This window comes from Reichenbachiella sp., assembly GCF_039941815.1.
Classification (GTDB): domain Bacteria; phylum Bacteroidota; class Bacteroidia; order Cytophagales; family Cyclobacteriaceae; genus Reichenbachiella.
On record NZ_JBDVDW010000026.1, the window covers coordinates 103,013 to 124,931 of the forward strand.

A 21,919-nucleotide genomic window follows, 5' to 3' on the forward strand; every position below is an offset into this window, starting at 1 on the left:
AAAAAAACAAATCATTGGCTATGAAAAGTACCTAACTTAGAAACAGATAAGACTATTATTAACTGCACTTGATTATCTTTCTCAATTGCAATTAAACAATCAACACTATGTCCAATCAGTTTCAGTCCATATTTGACAATCAAAAGAAAAACAGCTTGATTCTTCGAACCGAATCTATAGACCGAAGACGAGACAGACTCAAATCATTAAGATCCTGGATTCTCAACAATAAAAATAGGATACAACAGGCTTTGCTTTCAGATTTGAAAAAATCAGCAACCGATACCGATATATCAGAGATATTTACGGTCACCACTGAAATCAACGATGCACTAGCACATATGCATCAGTGGGCTCGGCCGCGGCGTGTATCTCCAGGCATGACTTATCTGGGAACCACTGCCAAGATCCAACCCGAACCCAAGGGGGTCTGTCTGATCATAGCTCCATGGAATTTTCCGTTCAATTTGATTGGTAGCCCGCTGGCCTCCTGCCTCGCGGCAGGCAATACTGCCATTCTAAAACCTTCGGAACACACTCCGGCTACATCGAAATTGATCAGGGAAATGGTCGAAGAGACGTTCGAACCAAACGAGGTCACGGTGGTAGAGGGGAGCGTACCCGAAACTACGGCGCTACTGGAATTACCTTTTGATCATATCTTCTTTACCGGCAGCACCAATGTGGGCAAAATAGTGATGGGAGCTGCAGCCAAAAACCTGAGCTCTGTCACGCTGGAACTCGGCGGTAAGTCTCCTGTGATTATTGATCATACGGCTAACGTCGACGATGCGGCTAAAAAGATCGTCTGGGGCAGATTTACCAACAATGGTCAGACCTGTATTGCTCCCGATTATATTTTCATCAGCGAACAGGCAAAAGAAAAATTTGTAGCGTCTGCAAAAAAATACGTAAAACAACTTTTCGATAGCAAGAATCAGGGCATGGCGGATTCAGACGACTATTCCAGGCTCATCAACACGAACCACACCAAACGACTGGTAGAAATACTGGAGGAAGCAAAGTCTTCTGGTGCGAAAGTGGAATTCGGTGGTGACTATAATGCGGAAGAGAAATTTATCGAGCCTACACTCCTTTCTAACATAAATGAATCCAATAGAATTTGGAAGGAAGAGATTTTTGGACCAGTGATGCCAATGAAAGTATATAGTGATATCCAAGAAGTAATCGAGCATATCAACAATAATGACAAACCGCTTTCACTGTATCTGTTTTCCAGGAGCAGAAAAATGAAAAAGCTAATCACCAGATCTACGTCCTCTGGTTCGATGGCTATCAATGATGTGGTAGTTCAATACGCCCATCCAAATCTACCCTTCGGTGGTGTAAATCACAGTGGTATCGGTAAATCTCATGGCCAATTTGGTTTTCTGGAGTTCTCGAATCAAAAGTCAATGTTGCATCAGAGAATTGGGCTTACCAATGCGCTCCTCTTCTACCCTCCTTTCAACGGGTTCAAAAAATGGGTGGTCAGTATACTAATTAAGTGGTTTTAAAAAACCGGCCATTCATGTATCCATAAATGACCAGCCATTACATCAAGATTCTTCGTCACTATTTAGGTTGTACCAATTGATATTTCGAGTGAAATACATAGTAGCTCCCAAGATAAGTGTCAGACCAAGGCTGCCCATGAGCAAGGCATAGTCGACCAGCTGAAGAGTCACAAATAGAAATCCATAGATTCCGATCAGTGTAGATACCAAAACCATGACGAGCTTATGCGCCTGGAAAATGCTAAGTGCATATAGTGTGATCATGGTTACTATTCCGAAGGTGGAGATTCCATAAGCCACATTGAAATTGGAATGCTCGGTGATCGACACCAATAATATATAGAACAGACATAACGCGAGCCCAACCAGTATATATTGAAAGGGGTGAATTTTGCGCTTGTGGAGAATTTCTACCAGAAAGAAGATCAAGAAGGTGAGCGCAATGGTCATGACACCATACTTGGAGGAGCGCATAGATTTTTGATAGTCATCAAGTGGTAAAATCAGATCAACCCCGAATTTGGACGCTTCCATCTTTTCAATTTGATTCTTGCTGATCCATGACTCAGGTAAGTTTCTGTTTAGCTTTAATATGTTCCACCTGGCTTCAAACCCATCTGCCGTTACCTTACGATAATCAGGGAGAAAATTTCCATTGAAACTTGGGGCATTCCACCCTGATATCAGCTGTATGTCCGTGGTACTCCCAAGCGGGACAAAGGATAGATTTCGACTGCCTTGAAGTTTCAGCGTAAATTCAAAAGCGAGCGGTTGATTTTGGGCCTCTATCGGTGGCAACTCTACCGTAATTCCAGAATAGATCATGTTGGAAATTCTGGAGCCTGGTTCGACTTCCAAATTTTGGCTATCCCACTTAAAATCTATTTGATTCTTTATTCCCCTAAGGTCAGAGACACCCATCGTCAAAAAGGCCTGATCATAACGTATCTCCTTCAGGTTGGTCTTATCCAAATGATGGTTGAGTATAAAGTCACCAGAGATGGTCAGATCAGACTTGTATACCACCACTTCATAAATTCCTCTCCTTAGTGTCTCGGGAACTATTTTTCCATCTATTTTTAGATGCTCAGGCAGAATATACCAATACTTCGTTACCGTCTTTTTTGCTATCTCCTTTTTCTTGTCCTTTCCACGTTCCACCTCATATTCGACTTCATATCGCAGTGGTATAGTAAGTATAGGGCCATTTAGTAGCTGGCTATCTGCCCATTTGGAGCTTACTTCATGGATCGTTTGATTGCTGAGAGACTCTCGCTCTCTGATGATAGAATCTATCATCGAAGATGGTATGAGCAATAGAAGCATCAGCACAGTGATTGTGGCTAGCTTGAGCATTACTGAGTTTTTCGCCCAGCTTCGCGCCTTATTTGGTAATGGGTTTTCCGTATTCATTTTAATTATTTTAAAAGTACTTTTTATTTCAAAGTAATAGGTTAAAAAAATATTATTTCAATAGTTGTTCGATAGCCTTGATATGCTTCACGAAGGCTTTTCGCCCCTCATCGGTTGCCGCATATTTGGTATTTGGCTTACGCCCTAAAAATTCCTTTTGGAATGAGACGTATTCACTTTTTTCAAGCGATTTCAGATGGCTGGCCAAATTTCCATCTGTGACCTCCAGTAAATCTTTGAGGCTATTGAAATCGAGATAGTCATTCACCACCAAGGCGGACATAATCCCGAGTCTCACCTTATTTTCAAAAGCCTTATTTAAATCTTTGAGTATATTCTTCACGATCTGTATTTCATCTGCATCATAACGCCATAAATGATATGCAAAATGCCGAAACCGATTGACCAAAACAATAGACCGTAGCCAATATAATTCAGAGCTAACAGCCCTATAGCTATCTCGATCAATCCCAGACTTTTGATTTCCGACAAGGTAAACTTGCTGGCATTCACCAGTGCCAGGCCATAAAATACCAAAGTGAGGGGAGCTACAATGCCGACATATCCTTTGGACAGTAAAATAAAACATAAGATACCGCCAGTGACCAATGGAATGGCAAGGGCAGAAAGAAGCCTTTTGGTCTGATGGTCCCAAATATTTTGCTGCTTCTTTTTAGCCTCTCTGGTGGTGAAAAAGACTCCGGCACCTATCGATAGTAGCAGCGTTAGAAGTGCTATAGCAAGAAGTGTCAAAAGGCTTTCCTTAGTAATGACAGCAGATCTCAAACCCAGGTAATCCTGGTTGGTATACACCGTATGATAGGCAGCATAGGCTCCGCCTAAAGCGAAAAGGCCGGCAAAAACTCCTGACCAGCCACTCAGCGAAATGAATCTTGAAGATCGATTCATTATGTCTTTGATTTCCTTTAGGTCTTCTAGGTATTGTTCTTCTTTCATAAAAGTACTTTGAATTACAAAGTAAAGATAAAAAATTAAGTCTAACTTCCAAATATCTAGTAGATTTCGTGCTAAACAGTGCTTGATGATAGACATCAAATTCATAAATGATCTAGATCACCTCATGTCATTATTCAAAAAACCATCTTTGATACATGAACGTCCGCATAAAATTTCTGGGTGGTGCAAAATCCGTCACTGGTTCTAAATATTTACTTGAATTCGATTCGTACAAGGTCATGATTGATTGTGGCCTTTTTCAAGGCCTAAAGGAGCTCAGGCTCCGAAACTGGGATCCTTTTCCTTTGGATGCCAGTACAATCGACGCGATAATTCTTACCCATGCGCACATAGACCACTCTGGATATCTACCTCGGCTGGTAAACGAAGGGTTTTCCGGGCCTGTCTATTGCACCAGTGCTACTGCTTCTTTGCTCAATATCATGCTCATGGATGCCGCCAAGCTGCAGGAGGAGGAAGCGGAATATGCTAGAAAAAAAGGTTATTCAAAGCACAGTCCACCACAGCCTCTCTTTGGGATCAAAGATGCCGAAATGGCGCTGAGCTTACTCAAGCCGTATCCTTATCAAACCGTGGTAGGAGTCAATGATCATTTGAATTTTACATTTCATGATGCCGGCCACATTCTTGGGTCTGCGATCATAGCCCTGGAGTTGGCTGGAACTAACCAGACGAAAAAAATTGTGTTCTCAGGAGACCTTGGGAGATATGACCAGCCGCTGCTTTATGATCCGAAGCCTATAGAAGAAGCGGATGTGTTATTCATAGAGTCGACTTATGGCAACCGTATCAACAAGACTAATGATACTCTTAGCGAAATGGCTGAAGCGGTCAATACTGCCTTCGATAAAGGTGGCTGCCTACTCATTCCTTCTTTTGCTGTCGGAAGGACACAGCTATTACTCTACTATTTCCATGAGTTGATCAAGCGAAGTTTGATACCGGACTGCAAAGTTTTTGTGGACAGCCCAATGGCAATCAACGCTACCTCCATCCATAAAAAGCACCGCCATGATCATAAGCTAAGTATAGGCAAGAATGAACATGAATCCGTGTTCGACGATCCTCATTTTCACTACTACAAGTCACAAGAATCATCCGTCAATCTCAATGCGGTAGACCATGGCGCCATTATCATCTCTGCCAGTGGCATGTGTACTGGCGGTCGTATTTTACATCATTTATATCATCGCTTGCCCAGAGAAAAGGATACGGTACTTTTTGTTGGATTTCAGGCCATCGGCTCTAGAGGCAGGAGGCTGGTAGAGGGTGAGCCTACTTCAAGAATCTTTGGGCTGGAGGTGCCCGTAAAAGCCTCCATTGACACTATACATGGCCTATCTGCACATGCTGATCAGGAGGAATTGCTCCAATGGGTAAACCACTTCAAGAGCGCTCCAAAAATGACTTTTGTAATTCATGGTGAGTTAGAAAGTGCCCAGGCTCTGGCCTCAGAGCTCCAAAAGCAAAAAGGATGGAAAAATGTAATCATCCCCGACTATCTGGAAAGTTTTCAGCTTTTTCAGGGTATATAGCATAGCTAGATCGTCTGCCAAATCAATCTTTCTTGATTTCCATACGCATCTCTACCATATGCTTTTTGAAACCCGCTTTTTCATAAGCTGATAAGGCAGGTTGGTTCTCGGCATAGACGTCCAATCTGATTTCCGTTACAGCTCTTGAAATACACCAGTCTTTGAGTTTTTGTAACACCTCCCCTATTAGCCCCTGACCTCTATGATCCGGACTTACATACATAAATCCTAAATAGGCAAATCGATCATGTTTGTGAAAAGCTTGCGCTTTGCGCAGGTCGGCATATCCGGAAGCCACGATTACTCCATCAATCTCGGCGACCAACACTTCACACTGATCCGATGCCACCAGGGCTTTCAAATCATAGTAGTTGATGGGTTCTGGTCTCAAGGTTGGATCAAAAGGACGTTCGGCTGATATTATTCCCTGCTCGAAGGAATAAAGTGTAGGTAAATCCTGTGGATTGGCTGGTCGAATAATATACTCAGACATGGTCGATTGAATTAAATAGCAAATGAAACAATCTTGAAATACGTAAGATAACTAGATGAGTTCATTCCTACTCCCTGAGGCTTATGCTCATTCAATCATTAGTTACTATTGAGAAATTCGAAGCACTCGATCTGTTGTTCAAGATAATCTTTGGAGAGCATATCCCCATGCCCGTAGTTAGGTACCTCGATCAACTCGGCATCCACACCATATTGCAATAGATTTTCATGCAAAAGCTTATTGGCCTCATACGTAAAATCAATCGTGCCTGTGCACTGGCAGAGTTTCGGCAGCTCGCTCCAGGTACGCTTCTCATCAAAGGTACCAACGGCACGGCCAGTGGCTAGTAGAAGCAGTCCAAATATTTTTTCTTTACCATATTCGATCCCTTTTCTAAAAGCAGAACCAGCCCCGGAAGAGTATCCTGAGAGATACACCTGATCAGCGTTGACAGCCTCACTGGCAATCAAAGAGTCGATCAATTGATCATAAGGGGTCCAGCCCTTGTCAAAAAAAACATCAATTTGGGGCGATACTACAATAGCGTCGTACTCGTCGGCCAGAGGCGAAAGCTGATAGACCAAATCGTCGGAGGTGCCTGCTGTAGAGGCAAAAGCTACAATGAGGGTTCTGTCTTTTACCTCTTTGAACGGATTGGACACATACATATGAGTGGTCAGCAAAAGGTAACTGTCCACTGTATATCCGTAATCAAAAATCAGGGGGTGGTCCCACGGTAGTGGAACAAAATTATCGACTGGCGGCTGATCCTCCTCTGCACATGAGTAAAACATAAAGCTGCCAAGCAAAAAACATGTAACAAGCTTTTTCATCTTGCTATATTTTTGATATGTCAGATAAATCTAATCACTTCTTTTCATAAATAAGCTTGCCTTGCTTATTCCATTCGCGTACTATGTAGGGTTTATATTCTTTGTCAAATGGGTCTTTCGGATACATGATCTCTCGCTTGCGGCGGTTTTTTATGTCGTAGTATTCTCTCCAAAGACCAATTTTATAGTCGAAATGATACTCACCTCTGGCAGCCAGATTGCCACTTTTGTGAAATGCGTAGTAGTTGCCTTCTTTTTCACCGAAATGCACGGGGATGATCTCTTCTAACTGCTTTTTCTCCTTGTTGTGGTAAGCTACAAGTGACTCTTTGGGCCACCCTTTGTAGTACTTTTCTTTTGTTTGGAGAATATTGTGCTTATTCCAGGTGGACCATCGGCCATGCTTGGTTCCCATATAGAAAATACCTACTTCGATCACTTGATCTCCCACCATTTTCTTGTAAGGGCCGTGGAGGATACCAGCGTTGCCCTTGTCGATTTTTCGCGATTTTATGATTTTTCGTTTCCTAAAATCATACCAGTAGATATCTCTGACATAAGGTAAGGGGTCTTCATACACCTTGAGTACCGTGAACAGCTCAGTCACGGTATTGCCTCCAAAGCCCTGACGGGTAAACGCTTTACGCGTTTTCTTTCCGAAAAAGACATTACGCTTCGGTTTCTTTTTTTTGATTTCGACAATGTCCTCCTCATCAACAGCGTCAAGATCAACAGTCAGAGGTTTTTCATACTGAGTCTCAAAGTCCGAGTCGCTTGAGTAGTCCTGAGCATAGGATTTGGACACGATCAAGGCTAAAAGTAAAGCCAGCGAAATTTTAATAATTATCTTCATTTACAAGTCAAACGTCTTGTGAGCTAGGTCATTGTCAAATCAAAGCTATAAAGATGCGTGGAAATAAAAAACCTCTTCGCTATCGCAAAGAGGTCTTACTATATATTATTAGTCCCGGAGTGAATTCCAGGACCAGATCTTAGTTCAATTTACTCAGCACTAATCGCGACGGATCTTTTGATAAATGTGGTCAACGCTTCGCCCTGAAGCAATCCCTGCGACAAAAGTGCCAGGTCATACGCTTGACGAGCCAGCTTCTCTTTGTTCTCTGCTTTTTTTGCTTTCAGCACTTTAGATATCAAAGGGTGATTGGCGTTGATAGCTACCGTATATTGGTCAGGCATATCTCCCATCATCATCATACCGCCTCCGCCTTGTTTCTGCATGTCTTTCATTCTCCTCATGAATTCTGGCATAGTCACAATCACTGGCATCTCATCAGCTGCCAACGATTCTACATTTACAGTAGAGTTTTTGTCATTGATTGCCTTTTCGAAAAGCTCCTTGGCCGACTCTTTTTCTTTATCTGACAATACAGATTCTACTTTTTCGTCTTTGTCGATCAGCTTGTCTACTGTATCAGCATCCACACGTTTGAGCTGTGTTTTCTCCAACTTGTGCTCGAGCGTTCCGATGAAATGACTATCGAGTGGTCCATCAAACTTGAGCACATCGTACGACTTATTCTTCACTGATTCTACAAAAGCATGCTGCTGAGCAGGATTGGTAGAATATAAGTAGACGAGATTGTCGCTCTTGTCTTTTTGTAGGGCTGACGTTTTTTCTTTGTATTCATCGAAGGTGAAAAATTCGTCATCTACGTTTTGTAGCAAGGCAAAATCCTTCGCTTTGTCGTAAAATTTTTCGTCACTCAGCATGCCGTACTTCACAAACAAGCCTATGTTTTCCCATTTTTCCTCGAATACTTTTCTGTCTTTCTTGTACAGCTCAGCGAGTTTGTCTGCTACCTTTTTAGTGATATAGCTATTGATTTTTTTCACTGCGCCGTCAGCTTGTAGAAAACTACGAGATACGTTGAGCGGAATATCTGGTGAATCAATTACACCATGGAGCAGCATCAAAAATTCTGGAACTACGTCCTTCACATCATCAGTGATAAACACCTGGCGTGAATACAGTTGGATTTTGTTCTTCTGAAGTTCAAGTTCGTTCTTCACTTTCGGGAAGTATAGAATCCCAGTCAAATTAAATGGATAATCCACATTCAGGTGAATCCAAAATAGGGGCTCTTCCGAGAAAGGATAGAGCTCTCTATAAAAAGCAAGATAATCTTCATCCTTGAGCTCAGATGGAGATTTGGTCCAAAGCGGAGCAGGATTGTTGATTATATTGTCCTTTTTGACCGTTTTGTACTGAGGCTTACCGTCCTTGTCCTCACCATCTGGTACACTTTCATCCTTCTGACCAAACTTGATTTCGATAGGCAAAAACTTACAGTACTTAGTAAGTATCCCCTGTAGCCTAGCCTGATTCAAAAATTCTTCAGACTCTTCGTTGATATGCAGTATGATATCAGTACCACGCTCCGTTCTGGTACCCTTTGTAATTTCAAATTCTGTGCTACCGTCACAAATCCAACTAGCAGGCTCCGATCCATCTGCGTGTGATAGAGAATTGATTTCAACCTTATCGGCAACCATAAAGGCAGAATAAAACCCGAGTCCAAAGTGTCCGATGATTTGCTGCTCATCGCCTTTGTCCTTGTACTTCTCAACAAACTCTGTGGCTCCTGAAAATGCAATCTGATTGATGTATTTTTTAATTTCTTCGGCAGTCATACCGATACCTTTATCAGATATAGTAATGGTTTTGGCCTTTTCGTCGAAGCTCACCTCAACTCTTAGTTCGCCTAACTCTCCTTTGTACTCACCGATACCTGTAAGCTGCTTGAGCTTTTGCGTGGCATCTACTGCGTTGGACACTAATTCTCTCAAGAAGATCTCATGATCGGAATAAAGAAATTTCTTGATGATTGGAAAAATATTCTCGGTGTGAATCGAAATATTACCTTTCTCTTGCATGATCTATTTTTTATTTAATGAATTAAAGTTTGATCGCGGTTTTCCCGGCACAGGGCTCATATCAAATGCCATTCCAACGGGGAAATAGCTGGAATTAATGACATGATGTCAGCGAAAAAGGATTTTTTGACAGGAAATCGCTCCTCTTATTGCTGAACTTCATCCGAAAGTGACGTGCAATATTCTGATCTACTTAAAATTGAAATCCTAAAAATGGCTGTGATAGTTGGCAGGGATTAGCCGCTCGGCGCTATTATCTAATTCTATCTGCGGATCTGACCAGTTTCTCATCTCTGCGGATAAACCGGTTGGACAACAGATTGAATAAAAGCGCAGAGACACCGAGATAAAATGAGATCAAATAGTTGCCCTGTTCGAGAGGGGCAATCATGCGCTCGGCTTGATAAACATGATACACGCTTAATCCCATCACTGCTCCCATAAAAAGAGAGTTTAGTGCTCCTAACTTCATTTGAAGCAATCGATTTTCATATCTGGAGATAGAGTATAGAGCCAGTCCGGCAGCCATAAGAGCTAATATGGCTATATAGAAAGTCTGCCCTTCCGATAGTACATTTATCTCTTTTGTTTCGATATCCAATTTGGTATGCTCAAAACTGAAAGCGGTCAATTCTACCTTTTCGTTTTTCTCACGATCAACTTTGTTCCAAATTGGAAAAAACATCAAACCGATCATGCATGCCGCCACCAGTACTAAAAATATGGATTGAACTCTTTGTATCATAGGACTAAAATTTGCACAAAAGTAGCTAATTGCGCTTCAATATCCGCAGTTCCAATTTTAGATTTTAAATACTACTCCAAAGAAATTTCTTTCTTTTCAACCTCTTGTTCATTACCGCTAAGCGATTCTTTTTGATCTGGTTTGATAGCCTTGGCCATCAGGCTTTCATTTTTTGACTCATCAAGATTGCTTAGATACTCATTGATCTTTGCCCGCACTTCCTGAGTGGATAGATTGTGTTCGAATTGCCCGCTTCTGGCGATGGTAAGCTGGCCGGTTTCTTCTGATACAATAAGTACCAGTGAGTCAGTATTTTCAGACATTCCAAGTGCCGCTCTATGCCTCAATCCAAACTGAGCAGGTATATCATCTCGCTCAGATACTGGCAAAATACATCGTGCTGCGACGATCCTATTGTTGTTGATGATAATGGCTCCATCATGTAGGGGAGACAGCTTATTGAATATGGCTAGTATGAGTCTTTTAGAAATTTTGGCCTCCAGACGATCACCAGAATCAGCAAAAAACTTCAGCTCAGAACCTCTGGAAAACACAATCAATGCACCAGTATTAGATCCGCCCATATTCTTAATAGCATCAAGTATGGGAGATACATCCAGATGGTTTTTATCGTACTTTTCATGCCAAAATTGCTGCACATTTTTTAGGATGTTTCCTTCTTCGAATACGGTAGTTTTACCCAGCAACAAGAGAAACTTTCTGATCTCTTGCTGAAACAATACAATCACCGCGATGACCCCTACTCCCATGAACTGCCCGAGAATAATACTGAGGAGCTCCATATCCGCGGCTTTTACCACTAGATAGATCATATAGAGAAATAAGAATCCAAGAAAAATCTTTATGGCTACACTTCCCCGCATCAGTTTGTACACGTGATAGAGGAAAAAGCTTACAAACAAAATATCGAATACATCGACCCAGCCTATTTCTAAAAATCCTATTTGAAATCCTAATATCATTTTTTAATAATTTTTCATAGCGCAGTACAGTTGTATAGTCTCCCTGGCTTCCTTCACATCGTGCACTCTTAGGATGGATGCTCCCTTCATCAGGCATGCCATGTTCAGTACCGTAGATCCATTGAGTGCATCATCCGGAGTGATGCCCAGCTCCTTGAAAATCATGGATTTTCTAGACACTCCACATAGCATCGGCAGACCTGTCATATGCAATAATTCCAACTTATTTAATAACTGATAATTCTGCGCTTTAGTCTTTGAAAATCCAAATCCGGGATCGATAATGATGTCATTGACTCCCATACTCTTCAAGACTGCGACCTTCGCATTAAAATAATCAATAATATCCGAAACCAACTCGTCGTAGTCGGTAAGATTCGACATCGTCCGCGGATTGCCTCTCATATGCATCATGATATATGGTACGCTAGCCTTCGCCACCACATCAAACATCCTGGAATCCAGATCGCCACCTGAGATGTCGTTGATCAGTGCGGCACCATGCTCCAATGCACCCTCTGCCACGGTAGCTCGAAAGGTATCGATAGAGATCACCGTGTCCGGAAAGTGTCCCAGAATCGTATCTATTCCCGACATGGCGGCATCCCACTCATCACGCATCGGGATGTCTTCGGCGCCCGGCCGACTGGAGTAGGCGCCTACATCCAGGATGTCGACTCCCTCAGCAATCATTTTCTCCACTTTGGTCATCAGATCACGGTCCGATTTTATCTTGCCGCCATCATAAAATGAATCTGCCGTCAGGTTAATGATCCCCATTATTTTGGGTTCTGACAGAGCCATCAGCTGCCCTTTCATATTTGCAAATTTGGACTCAGGATGCATGGCCAAGGATAATCATCAAATGGTTCGATATAGAGTGATTTTGTGCATTCATAGATTCACTTCCATTAATCTCTGAAATAATTTGTTGCCAGCCTTTTACACTTTAATTTTATCCGCTCGATTCAACAAAAACTGACGAAATAGTGGAAGAAAAAACGCTAGGCGAATATACGGAAGTTATAAAGGCTTGTAAAGATATTTTTGAAAAGAAAACCAAGGACTATGGCACAGCATGGCGGATTTTAAGGGCTTCATCACTTACAGATCAGATCTTCATCAAGGCCAAGAGAATCCGCTCCATTCAGGAGAAAGGCGAGCAGAAAGTGCAGGAGGATATTTCAGGTGAATTTGTGGCTATTATCAACTATTGCATTATGGCCATCATGCAGATACGAATGAATGGTGACGAGGGCATGGAAATCCCATATAGCAGGCTGGATCCTATCTATACGTCTATTGCGGAAGAAACGCGAGACCTATTGGCCAATAAAAACCATGACTATGACGAAGCATGGAGAGATATGCGGGTGTCGTCTATGACGGACATCATTCTCATGAAAATACTGAGGACCAAACAAATAGAGGATAATCAAGGCAAGACTTTGATTTCTGAAGGTATAGAGGCAAACTACCAGGATATGATCAATTATTCGGTATTCTGCCTGATTAAATTAGATTTTGCAGAGAAGAGTTAAGATCGCTTTTCTATACGCCGTCTGTTAATATTATGTTATTGCTGGCCAGCGGCCTGCAGGACAACGGATACTTGATTAATTTAGACTTAAAAATTATCAGTTTATGAAACCAGCACTTTCAGTTGTAAGATTTCTTGTAGGGGGGTTATTTATTTTCTCCGGCTTGATCAAGGTAAATGATCCAGTAGGCACAGCCATCAAGATGGAAGAATATTTCGAGATTTTTTCACTCGATATTGCAGGGTTCTTCCACTATCTGGTACCCATAGCGCTACCGATTTCCATTTTTCTGGTGGTGCTTGAAGTGGTATTGGGTGTGGCATTGATTTTCAACTACAAACAGAATCTTACCCTCAAATCATTGATGGTCATCATTTTGTTTTTTACAGCCCTGACCGGCTACTCGGCTATCACCAATAGCGTGACTGACTGTGGCTGTTTTGGTGACGCGATCAAACTGACACCCTGGGAGTCCTTCTCTAAAGATATTGTACTCCTGATCATGATCGTTTTTCTCTATCTCAGCGAGCACAGCATTCAATCTCCTGCCGCAGAAAAGAGGAGTCATTTTATAGTTGGTGGATCACTTGCACTCTCCCTTGGCCTTGCGATGTATGCGGTAGCACATTTGCCATTCCTTGATTTTAGGGCTTACAAAATTGGCAATCATATCCCGACTGAGATGCAACCATCGGCAGAGTATATCTATGAATATGTGATGGAAAAGGACGGCAAGGAATATACCTTCGATTCCTATCCTTCGGATGGGGAGTACAAATTTGTGGCAATGAATCATCTCAATCCGGAGGCGGCACCTAAAATTACTGATTTTGGTGTGTGGAATGACGAGGGAGACTTTACCTCAGAAGTATTTAGCGGAAGCAAACTATTTGTTATCCTGTATGATGTCACCAAGGCGGACGTCGAAAGTATAGCGGACATCAATGCGCTCATCAAATCACTTGGCGATAAGATTGAGGTATATGCACTGACGGCTTCTGATGGATCGACGTTCGAAACATTCCAGCGTGAGGCTCAGCTCAATATTCCATATTATTATACTGATGCAACTGTACTAAAGACTATTGTCCGGTCCAACCCAGGCCTTTGGCTCATGAAGGACGGCACGGTCATGGGAAAGTGGCACTACAATGATGTGCCTAATTATGCAAAAATTTTGGATTTAATCCAGTGATTAATTCCTAATTTCAGCCAATAACACAAAACACGCATGAGAAGCTACATAATCATTTTTTCTCTTTTATTACTGCTTCCAGCCTGTGACAGACTGACCTGGCTCCCATCAGAACAAACTCAGGAAGCTGCTACTCCCAGGAAGAAGGATGGCCTTGTGGTAAACAAAAGAAAGGATGGCAGTCTGTACTCGGAGATCAACTATAAGGATGGGATAAAACATGGATTAGCCAAAAGCTACAGTAAGTCTGGAAAAATCCAGAATGAAATAATATATGAGCAAGGCTATAAAAATGGAGTCTCCAAAATCTACTATGACAATGGGGAAGTACGAAGATCCACCACTTATAAGCTGGATAGAAAAAATGGGCCGCTGATGTCCTACTTCACTAATGGCAACCTCTCATCCTCGGTGACCTATAAGGATGATATGCCCGGCAATGATTTGAAGGAGTATGTGAAGTCCGGAAAAGAACTCTCGACCTATCCAGAATTGAAATACCAGGTGGTCGATAGATTGATGCAAACTGGAGAGTACACCGTGAAATTTTATTTTACTAAGGACAACAATAGAGCAGAATTCTATATAGGCGAGTTAATCGATGGTAAATATTTTGATCGATCCACCTTAGAGCAGATGCCAGAGGTCAATGCGCAAGGAGTACTCACTTTCAAACCTGGCCCAGGGCAGTTCGCTATGAAAAAAATCCCTGTTATTGGAAAAGTAAAGACCAAACGAGGTAATTATCTGATTCGAAATTTGGTGTTCAATCTGGCCATTGAAGGTTAGTCGTTGATAGCGCGCATCCTGGTTTTCAGCTCATGATTATATGGTGCATAAGACATCCCTTTCTGCAAGATCTTCTTGGCTGAGGTATAATACCCCCGTCTAAAATAATAGACTGCAGCCCGTGAGTAAGCATGGCCTATTAAGTCTTTGTTGACTTGATATCCTGGATTCTCATCGTACAAGTTTTCAAATTTATCCTTGAATGTGCTTCCTTCCGTTTTCTTATTCTCCCCAAACAGATCCGCCATTTGTATCAGGGTAAAATCTAGAAAGAGGCCACCAAACTTATTGTTCTCCATCAAAGACCCATGGCTGCTGACCAAACTATCCAGCATATTGTACGATTCTTGTTGGTCATTGCTGTATTGTAGATATTGGCTGAGCGTAGATAAAAACAACGTTTCTGCATCGAGGTTGGCTGGCTTTAGATCAAAGGCCTGTTCGGCATACTTGATGGCAGTCCGGTATCGGCCACGATTGTGCAGGAGCCTGGCCCGTTCATAGTTATAGACAAAGTCGATTTCGCTGCGTAGGGATTTACGAGAGACTTGCGCCATGAGATAGTTGTAGCTCCTGGTATACAGCGTTTGATTTCCCTGATCGATTAGCTGATAGGCATTGAGTCTGAGAAATTCATTCTTCAGCTGTACATCGCTGACCTCTGGCTCGCTAAATCTAGACAGGCTTGCCAGATAAGATACTTCTTCAAATATGCTGTAGCTGGTTTTTGATATAGCTATACCTAAGGATGCCAATAGCATTTCTTTCACCTTGTCGTTTGGATAGAGCAGGTAGCATTTCTGCAAGGCGTGTATAGCCCCATCGTAGTCCTCCTTTCTAAATTTGTAAACGGCGTCATTCCAATACTGCACACCTACCAGCTGGGTCAACGTCAGGTTAATATCAGTGAAGTAGTATTTTTCAAATAACGCCTCCGTGTTGGAGCTTTGTACTTCCTGACTACTGATCAGCTTCGCCTCCTCAAGCTCCCTAATAAAATGTGATTTAAAATTTTTGCTGAACTTGTTAAATTTCCCAGTAGGGTCTGTAGTCTCAAGCAAATACTGATTTCCGTTTGACTCCAGTACGATGTACACGTGAGTCGGTGTTTCTTTGATGGAATAAGCAATATCCAGCTCTTCAAATATCAATGCATAGATAGCGGTGCCCGAGACACAATTATAAGTGCCGTTGGAAAATACTTCATTGAAATAATGGCTGAGCTCATATTTTTGAAAAAATCTCTCATGTACATGGTCATAGATTTGCTTGTAGTATTTTAATTCTCCCGATCCCGTGGCGCTGCTAATTTGCTTCAACTGTCCGATTTCATTAAAAAACATTTGCTTGTCGAGTTGCACATTCTGAGCTCGCGCCTCCAGGTTGATCGCCATCAAGGCTTCAAATACCACTTCTTCTCCAGCCAGCAGTTTTCGGAATTGCGTAGCCTCAAAATCAGAAGAGAACCGAAGGTCCTGAATCAGCACCAAACTATCCTGATCGGTCGGATCCTGACCACTCAAGGTCTGAGTTTGAAAGAAAAGAGGAAAAGCTAAGACTAGCAAACAACATGATCTCATAAAATGAAGGCTTTTATTACAATTCTACTTAATTATTACTACTTATTTGAATGGCGTAGCAGCCAAAATGAAAAGGTTTTTTTATCTTAAGGTCATGAAAATGAACAAAATTATCTATTGGGTAGCAACCGGCCTGCTTAGTGTGATGATGCTCATGTCGGCAGGCATGTACTTTATAAACACAGAAGAGATCAAAGGTATCTTCGAGGGCTTTAACTACCCCACCTACATCGTGATTCCCTTGGCCGTGGCCAAAATACTTGGGATCGTTGCGATCCTCACCAGAAGGTCAAGCCGGATACTGGAGTGGGCATATGCAGGATTCTTCTTTGATTTCATACTCGCTTTTGCTGCCCACTGGGAAGCCCAGGATGGCGAACATTTTGGCGCGGTGATCGCTCTGGTACTATTGATCGTTTCTTACATTTTTGGTAAGAAAATATAGAGCCCACTTACCTTTCAATAAGAAAATTTTAGTCGGATTTTGGATTTTTGTTGTATCATCTATCGGAATATACCCACCTACCCAGGGTCAATACCATTGGAGTAGGGACCGTTGAATTCTTCTTCATTTCTAAATAACGCCTGTTTTGTACCCTCAATATGACTGAATAGTTGTCCTCCTGCATTATAGATTTGCTTACCATTTATTAAACCAACCACCGTGGTAATTTCATAATCTGACAAAACCTGTATACATATGAATTCAATAAATGAGCACTCTTCTAGTACAAAAAAGCAAAAGCTAAATCCATGGCCTACCAACTGTCGACGTACACTCCACTATCCCGAGCATAGGGCCTGACAAGATCGATCAACTTCCCAACTATACTTGCTTCGAGTATCCGATAGGTGGAGTGACTAATGCCTTAGCCGCAACTCTACAATAAAAGCTAAATCGGTGATGAGACGCAAATCTAAAACGCATGGCCCGACCTTCTAAGGCCACCAGGGCAGACAGCTCTGTCCCGTTTTGTACCCTTCTCTTCTGTATGTAAAGCCACACTAGGAGGGAAAAAGTACAATAGTATATACCACTAATAATAATTATTTAACCAATTGCTATTGGCCCCCCCGCCATAGGTGATGCATACAAAGCAAATACGATGAAAAAGATTACTACTAAAATACTTCACATTTTTGGCTCACTCCTACCAAATAGGCCATCACAAAAAACAAACTACTATTGCCCACTCCAGGTAGACCGAGTGTCAGTAGATCATATTTTTGGAAGAGGGAGAGCACTAGTTATCCTCCTGGTCACTATGGCCTTCTTGGCTCCGAGCACAGCGGAGGCCCAGACTTGGGAGTCGGATGGAAGCCTTACCATTTCTAATAACAATTATGAATTAAACACCCCGCATACTAATGAAGACTTATCGCAGGGTAAATTTATAGGTTTGAATAAAACTCACTTATTATCATCAAGTATCAATCTGCCCGAAGGTTACATTGAAGTAAAAGGAGGCAATACATCAAACCTCAAATTATTACTGAAGGTATATTTGACAAAACCAGAAGGCACTCGTGGCAAAATGATCTATGGAGGAAGAGTAACCAAGTCTCATGTTGAGGAAAATAAATGGACTATCAAAAAGCTGAAAGCATCAGATTATACCTCCGGAGACAACTCTCATGGGTATTACTACAATGAAAAATATAAATCGACAAACACCAGAAAATTAATCACTCATAATAGCCCTGATGAACCCTTCTTCTCTCGTGCGGCTCATTACGCACCGTATGTAGTGGTGTTTGTCGGGTTAATTGCTACAGGAGCAGGAGTTCCTTATGCGTTAGGTTATAGTACTATGCCTATCCTTGCTGGAGTAATTGCAACAACTGGAGTAACTGGAACATTTGTACTTTATACTCATCAAGGGTTTCATACGTATGATCCAGAAACTTTCACCTATTCCTTGACTGAAACATATCCTCAAGGTGAGACAAACCTTCCCTTGATTATAAAATTATCTGTACATAACCCAGACGGTGGTGAAATAAATATTTCTAAAATCTCAATCCCCGGGGTAGGGACCTTTGAACCCCGAGCAATATTCCAACCTGAAGATATTGTAGTCAAGGTCGAAGATGCAAATGGCCAAGTCACCAAAACTTATCTAGAGAAAGGTGTAGATAATGATGAAATAATATCGACGGTCATGGGAGATCAGGTCACCTTCCACGTACCGGGCATACAAAGTCCTATAGACATAGAAGGTGTACCCTCTATCTGGCTCTCAGGATTTGCTGCAAAAAGAAGGTTTATCTGCGAGGCAGACACTCGCCCCGGAGAGTACACCCCGTACATCCCATGGGAAAGTCACACCCACTACAAGGCGATCAACCAATATCCGGATGGTTTTATGATCAAGAGACCAGATTGGGAAGTTAAAGGAGCTGTCAATGAGTGGAGCTGGATCGCGCAGCGTAGGACAGATCCAAACAAAAATATGTATCAATCTCAAGTAGAATTTCCAAGAACAAAAGGATACAATTGGGATGAATCCAAAACACAGCGAGAGAATCAAACCGATGGATGGTTTGCCGAGTGGCTTCACTACTGGAACAACAATGTCGAAAATGGAAGTAATACAAGTTACTCTACTTTCAACGAATCTCCGGCTTATTCACTGGGGATGGATGGCGATGAGTATCTCTACCCTACGAAGAAAATCGATACAAATAATAACTTATTAAAAATACCAGAATACTCATCAAATGGCAAATACAACTGGCTCCATATGTGGGACGAGGAGAAGCTTGGAACTGGCTCTGGTAATGATCTGTATTCCTATACCTATGATGATCGCGGTTTTCCATCGGGCGGTTTTTTGCTCAACGATTATATCACGGCCTATCGCAAGTTCAAAGAAACAGAAAATGGGAACGCGAATCACAATACCTACTTTTCCGGATACGAAATCGAAGATCATCGCATGTTTAGAAGAGACAGCCCAATGGGGTCAGCCATAGTACGTAGTAATAACAAACCAGGTGTATGTGCCAGAAACTGTTATTTCAACCCCCATATGAGACCAAGTGAGAATAAATTCGAAAATAATCAGCACCCTGGAAAAGTGAAAATCACATCGGCAGATGGGGCTAAGACTTTGTTTCATCTGAAAGTAAAATCACCCCAAGCAACCGATCATGGATTTCATGGATCCATCAAAGGTACACAGTGGCCAATGACCGACGCCTATACAGACGAGTTATTTACTTACAATTTGGTTGGGTTGCCAACAGATATGAGTAAGAAGGAGTCTGATAGGTATTCTTTAGAGTATGAATACTATGCCTCAGGCAAAGGAACGACTTTGACAGAAAGCAATAAAAACACCTCACAACCAGTATATGACAAAGATAAGGGTACACTTTCTAGGGATTTTGCTTTTACCAACGGCTGGGGAGCTATAGTTGCTTACTATGATACTGGTCATGGCAAGGTGATCATCGCCGGTCGTGACATACAAGCGGCAGGACTGGTCGGATCATTGACTGCCCCGGGCTCAACTCCCGAAGAAATGGTCACAGAAGATGATGACAAGTGGGCGGATATAGTTGCAAGCGACAATCTTGATCTGAAAGAGGGACGAGGTGAGCGTGTCAATGAATCGATAGAAGATCTGAGGAGCTATCCGCAAGAAGATTATTATTTCGAAGTGACGTCATACAACCCTATCACTAGCAGTCATGTCACCCAATACAGTAAATACTGGAGGGAATATGTCGTGCCAGTTGGCACTAAATTATCTTTTAGTGCAGTGGATGTAGGACGAACCTGGAGTCGGGAGTTTGATCCCTATACCCCATGGAGTGATATCGCGAGAGCACCTCACGAAGATAGTGTAGCGAAAGCATTAACCTACGAGCTATTTAAGCTGAACCAAACAACTCAGAATCAAAAACTCATAAGAGAGGAAAACAATACCAGATATTTTGAGAATGTGGACTTTTCCGAGCCAGGTCAGTATCTCATCAAAGCCAACTTTATGAACTCAAAATATCCTGGACAGATTAGCATAAAAGTGAAAGACTACCCTAATAGCGATCAAGGTACAGTGTATTGCAGCAGAATAACTGATACCGAAATAGGATACTTGCACAATATGTCGTCTGCTGAAACAGGTTATGAAGACTTATATGTTTGTAGAATAGACAGCTTTCAGAGTAAGTTTTTGTACCAAGACGGATTGAGAGACAAAGACAATCCGGAAAATGGAGCAAGTTTTAACTTTAACCATAGGTTTTCTAAAAACAATGGATATTGGGATGAATATTATTGGACGATTGATAATGAAGACTATTTTGACCAATTTGCAATATACAATTATTTCAGTATTGGAAATTATGACCCACAGGATGAATGGCCGGAAAGCTGGCAGAATCAATGGGTCAGACATATGGGCAGTGGCAGCAAGGATGCAACTTTTATTAATGAGTCCAACGTAATTAATGATCCTGCTAATTACTCTACCGTAGCGGGTGATGTTTTCAGTAAATTGAGTGATCAAACTACTGGTAGTCAGCAGCAGAGTTATCAAAGATGGTTGCCATGGATCTCATACGCCCCCTCTCGAGGATACAGAATAGATCGGTGGGTGAAAACCATCACTGATCTGGAAAAGTTTTTTAATGGCAGCGACGGTTATAAAGGAGCGTGGACAGGTCAGGAAGGGAGTTCTATGGGTGTGCCACCCAAAGTCACCAATGCCTTGGAGTGGTTTGATACAAACTCTACTCCAACCACCATGACTGATAACCAAAAAAACGCTTTGGAGCTATACTATGATTTGAAATATGGCAGGAAGGTGCTATCCGGTACGGATTTATCCAGTAGTAGCGCATTGAAAATCTATCAAGGGACCAAAAAGTTTTGGGTCGATAGAAATGGAATTCCGAATAATAGTACTAACAGCTTGTCGCAAAACAATTATTTGGTTTACAGCGGTTCCGCCTCTGGTGGGCGAATCGGAGAAGTAGACGAAGAACAAACGATCACTGTTGATCTTGATGGCACTCAGGTGCTGGTTTATCCAAATCCGGCAAGTGAAATCGTATTCATAGACATCCAGGGTGAAGAATCAGGCACGATGGCCTATCGCCTGGTTGATCTAAACGGCACAACGGTCATGCAGGGTACATGGGAGGTGATGACCGCTCAGCGCAAGGAGCTTCTTATAGGAGGGTTGGCAGCAGGCATATATGTGCTCGAACTGGAGACTAGCACGACAAATGCCGTGACAAAACTACTCTTGAAATAGGGAGTACACTCAGGATGAAAATGAGGAGCAATCAAGGAGATACTAATCCAACACGAGCAAATGTATAGCTCAAGCTAGTTGATCAGTTGACTTCTCTAAAAAAAAACAGTGAAAGTGTGGTAGAATCCTACTTTCACTGTTTTTTTATGCTTAGT

19 protein-coding genes are annotated in these 21,919 nt (G+C 42.0%); 7 read left to right on the forward strand and 12 right to left on the reverse strand.

The genetic code is table 11. The features are described 5' to 3' along the window. The first annotated feature begins 107 nt into the window (after positions 1-107). Positions 108-1,517: an aldehyde dehydrogenase family protein gene (locus ABJF11_RS05110; RefSeq protein ID WP_348118538.1), complete on the forward strand. Its 1,410-nt coding sequence runs from the start codon at positions 108-110 to the stop codon at positions 1,515-1,517. Between the two features lie 42 nt (positions 1,518-1,559). Here the strand turns inward: ABJF11_RS05110 and creD are convergent, their stop codons facing one another. From creD to ABJF11_RS05125, 3 genes are read right to left on the reverse strand one after another with little or no spacing between them, the layout of a single operon-like run. Continuing rightward, positions 1,560-2,930, reverse strand: coding sequence for a cell envelope integrity protein CreD (creD, locus tag ABJF11_RS05115; protein ID WP_348118539.1), 1,371 nt, complete (start codon positions 2,928-2,930; stop codon positions 1,560-1,562). 52 nt (positions 2,931-2,982) lie between these two features. After that, complete coding sequence (locus tag ABJF11_RS05120; RefSeq protein WP_348118541.1) at positions 2,983-3,273, reverse strand: transcriptional regulator; 291 nt, start codon at positions 3,271-3,273, stop codon at positions 2,983-2,985. Next, on the reverse strand, positions 3,270-3,887 hold the full coding sequence (locus ABJF11_RS05125) for a hypothetical protein (protein ID WP_348118542.1): 618 nt from the start codon (positions 3,885-3,887) through the stop codon (positions 3,270-3,272). The genes ABJF11_RS05120 and ABJF11_RS05125 overlap by 4 nt, the downstream gene beginning before the upstream one ends. Positions 3,888-4,042: 155 nt before the next feature. Between ABJF11_RS05125 and ABJF11_RS05130 the strand changes: the two genes are divergently transcribed. Then, positions 4,043-5,443, forward strand: coding sequence for an MBL fold metallo-hydrolase (locus ABJF11_RS05130; RefSeq protein ID WP_348118543.1), 1,401 nt, complete (start codon positions 4,043-4,045; stop codon positions 5,441-5,443). Between the two features lie 22 nt (positions 5,444-5,465). Here ABJF11_RS05130 and ABJF11_RS05135 read toward each other — a convergent pair whose 3' ends face one another. The 7 genes from ABJF11_RS05135 to folP all read right to left on the reverse strand — a co-directional run bounded on the left by ABJF11_RS05135 (position 5,466) and on the right by folP (position 12,211). Beyond that, entirely contained in the window at positions 5,466-5,936 is a 471-nt protein-coding gene (locus ABJF11_RS05135) for a GNAT family N-acetyltransferase (protein WP_348118544.1), read from the reverse strand. Positions 5,937-6,034: 98 nt separating this feature from the next. Next, a complete protein-coding gene (locus ABJF11_RS05140) occupies positions 6,035-6,769 on the reverse strand; it encodes a hypothetical protein (protein WP_348118545.1) in 735 nt (244 codons plus the stop codon). A gap of 34 nt (positions 6,770-6,803) precedes the next feature. After that, positions 6,804-7,622 carry a hypothetical protein gene (locus tag ABJF11_RS05145; RefSeq protein ID WP_348118546.1) on the reverse strand — a complete coding sequence of 273 codons (819 nt, stop codon included), beginning with the start codon at positions 7,620-7,622 and terminating at the stop codon, positions 6,804-6,806. Positions 7,623-7,771: 149 nt separating this feature from the next. Next, complete coding sequence (gene htpG, locus ABJF11_RS05150) at positions 7,772-9,664, reverse strand: molecular chaperone HtpG (RefSeq protein ID WP_348118548.1); 1,893 nt, start codon at positions 9,662-9,664, stop codon at positions 7,772-7,774. 253 nt (positions 9,665-9,917) lie between these two features. Continuing rightward, positions 9,918-10,409: a DUF4293 domain-containing protein gene (locus ABJF11_RS05155; RefSeq protein ID WP_348118549.1), complete on the reverse strand. Its 492-nt coding sequence runs from the start codon at positions 10,407-10,409 to the stop codon at positions 9,918-9,920. A gap of 71 nt (positions 10,410-10,480) precedes the next feature. Further along, on the reverse strand, positions 10,481-11,392 hold the full coding sequence (gene cdaA, locus ABJF11_RS05160) for a diadenylate cyclase CdaA (RefSeq protein ID WP_348118550.1): 912 nt from the start codon (positions 11,390-11,392) through the stop codon (positions 10,481-10,483). Positions 11,393-11,395: 3 nt separating this feature from the next. Then, positions 11,396-12,211 carry a dihydropteroate synthase gene (gene folP / locus ABJF11_RS05165; RefSeq protein WP_348118552.1) on the reverse strand — a complete coding sequence of 272 codons (816 nt, stop codon included), beginning with the start codon at positions 12,209-12,211 and terminating at the stop codon, positions 11,396-11,398. Between the two features lie 170 nt (positions 12,212-12,381). Between folP and ABJF11_RS05170 the strand changes: the two genes are divergently transcribed. From ABJF11_RS05170 to ABJF11_RS05180, 3 genes are all read left to right on the forward strand, one after another. Then, the gene (locus ABJF11_RS05170) at positions 12,382-12,933 is read left to right on the forward strand and encodes a DUF1599 domain-containing protein (protein WP_348118554.1); all 552 of its coding nucleotides are present in this window, start codon (positions 12,382-12,384) and stop codon (positions 12,931-12,933) included. 103 nt (positions 12,934-13,036) lie between these two features. Next, positions 13,037-14,128 (forward strand): BT_3928 family protein, encoded by a 1,092-nt coding sequence (locus ABJF11_RS05175; RefSeq protein WP_348118556.1) that lies wholly within the window; start codon positions 13,037-13,039, stop codon positions 14,126-14,128. Positions 14,129-14,164: 36 nt separating this feature from the next. Continuing rightward, positions 14,165-14,917, forward strand: a complete 753-nt coding sequence (locus ABJF11_RS05180; RefSeq protein ID WP_348118557.1) for a hypothetical protein — start codon at positions 14,165-14,167, stop codon at positions 14,915-14,917. Here the strand turns inward: ABJF11_RS05180 and ABJF11_RS05185 are convergent. Beyond that, complete coding sequence (locus ABJF11_RS05185; RefSeq protein WP_348118558.1) at positions 14,914-16,497, reverse strand: hypothetical protein; 1,584 nt, start codon at positions 16,495-16,497, stop codon at positions 14,914-14,916. The two genes, ABJF11_RS05180 and ABJF11_RS05185, sit on opposite strands and share 4 nt — an antisense overlap. 100 nt (positions 16,498-16,597) lie before the next feature. On the opposite strand from ABJF11_RS05185, the gene ABJF11_RS05190 reads away from it, so the two are divergent. After that, positions 16,598-16,942, forward strand: coding sequence for a DoxX family protein (locus tag ABJF11_RS05190; protein WP_348118560.1), 345 nt, complete (start codon positions 16,598-16,600; stop codon positions 16,940-16,942). A gap of 77 nt (positions 16,943-17,019) precedes the next feature. On the opposite strand, the gene ABJF11_RS05195 is transcribed toward ABJF11_RS05190, so the two are convergent. Further along, the gene (locus ABJF11_RS05195) at positions 17,020-17,184 is read right to left on the reverse strand and encodes a hypothetical protein (RefSeq protein ID WP_348118561.1); all 165 of its coding nucleotides are present in this window, start codon (positions 17,182-17,184) and stop codon (positions 17,020-17,022) included. 419 nt (positions 17,185-17,603) lie between these two features. Between ABJF11_RS05195 and ABJF11_RS05200 the strand changes: the two genes are divergently transcribed. Further along, on the forward strand, positions 17,604-21,764 hold the full coding sequence (locus ABJF11_RS05200; protein ID WP_348118563.1) for a T9SS type A sorting domain-containing protein: 4,161 nt from the start codon (positions 17,604-17,606) through the stop codon (positions 21,762-21,764). Positions 21,765-21,919: the final 155 nt, after the last annotated feature.

Coding starts and splice junctions, on each gene's coding strand:
- ABJF11_RS05110 (WP_348118538.1), top strand. CDS start 108: ATGTCCAATCAGTTTCAGTCCATATTTGACAATCAAAAGAAAAACAGC.
- creD (WP_348118539.1), bottom strand. CDS start 2,930: ATGAATACGGAAAACCCATTACCAAATAAGGCGCGAAGCTGGGCGAAA.
- ABJF11_RS05125 (WP_348118542.1), bottom strand. CDS start 3,887: ATGAAAGAAGAACAATACCTAGAAGACCTAAAGGAAATCAAAGACATA.
- ABJF11_RS05130 (WP_348118543.1), top strand. CDS start 4,043: ATGAACGTCCGCATAAAATTTCTGGGTGGTGCAAAATCCGTCACTGGT.
- ABJF11_RS05135 (WP_348118544.1), bottom strand. CDS start 5,936: ATGTCTGAGTATATTATTCGACCAGCCAATCCACAGGATTTACCTACA.
- ABJF11_RS05140 (WP_348118545.1), bottom strand. CDS start 6,769: ATGAAAAAGCTTGTTACATGTTTTTTGCTTGGCAGCTTTATGTTTTAC.
- ABJF11_RS05145 (WP_348118546.1), bottom strand. CDS start 7,622: ATGAAGATAATTATTAAAATTTCGCTGGCTTTACTTTTAGCCTTGATC.
- htpG (WP_348118548.1), bottom strand. CDS start 9,664: ATGCAAGAGAAAGGTAATATTTCGATTCACACCGAGAATATTTTTCCA.
- ABJF11_RS05155 (WP_348118549.1), bottom strand. CDS start 10,409: ATGATACAAAGAGTTCAATCCATATTTTTAGTACTGGTGGCGGCATGC.
- cdaA (WP_348118550.1), bottom strand. CDS start 11,392: ATGATATTAGGATTTCAAATAGGATTTTTAGAAATAGGCTGGGTCGAT.
- folP (WP_348118552.1), bottom strand. CDS start 12,211: ATGAAAGGGCAGCTGATGGCTCTGTCAGAACCCAAAATAATGGGGATC.
- ABJF11_RS05175 (WP_348118556.1), top strand. CDS start 13,037: ATGAAACCAGCACTTTCAGTTGTAAGATTTCTTGTAGGGGGGTTATTT.
- ABJF11_RS05180 (WP_348118557.1), top strand. CDS start 14,165: ATGAGAAGCTACATAATCATTTTTTCTCTTTTATTACTGCTTCCAGCC.
- ABJF11_RS05185 (WP_348118558.1), bottom strand. CDS start 16,497: ATGAGATCATGTTGTTTGCTAGTCTTAGCTTTTCCTCTTTTCTTTCAA.
- ABJF11_RS05190 (WP_348118560.1), top strand. CDS start 16,598: ATGAACAAAATTATCTATTGGGTAGCAACCGGCCTGCTTAGTGTGATG.
- ABJF11_RS05200 (WP_348118563.1), top strand. CDS start 17,604: ATGAAAAAGATTACTACTAAAATACTTCACATTTTTGGCTCACTCCTA.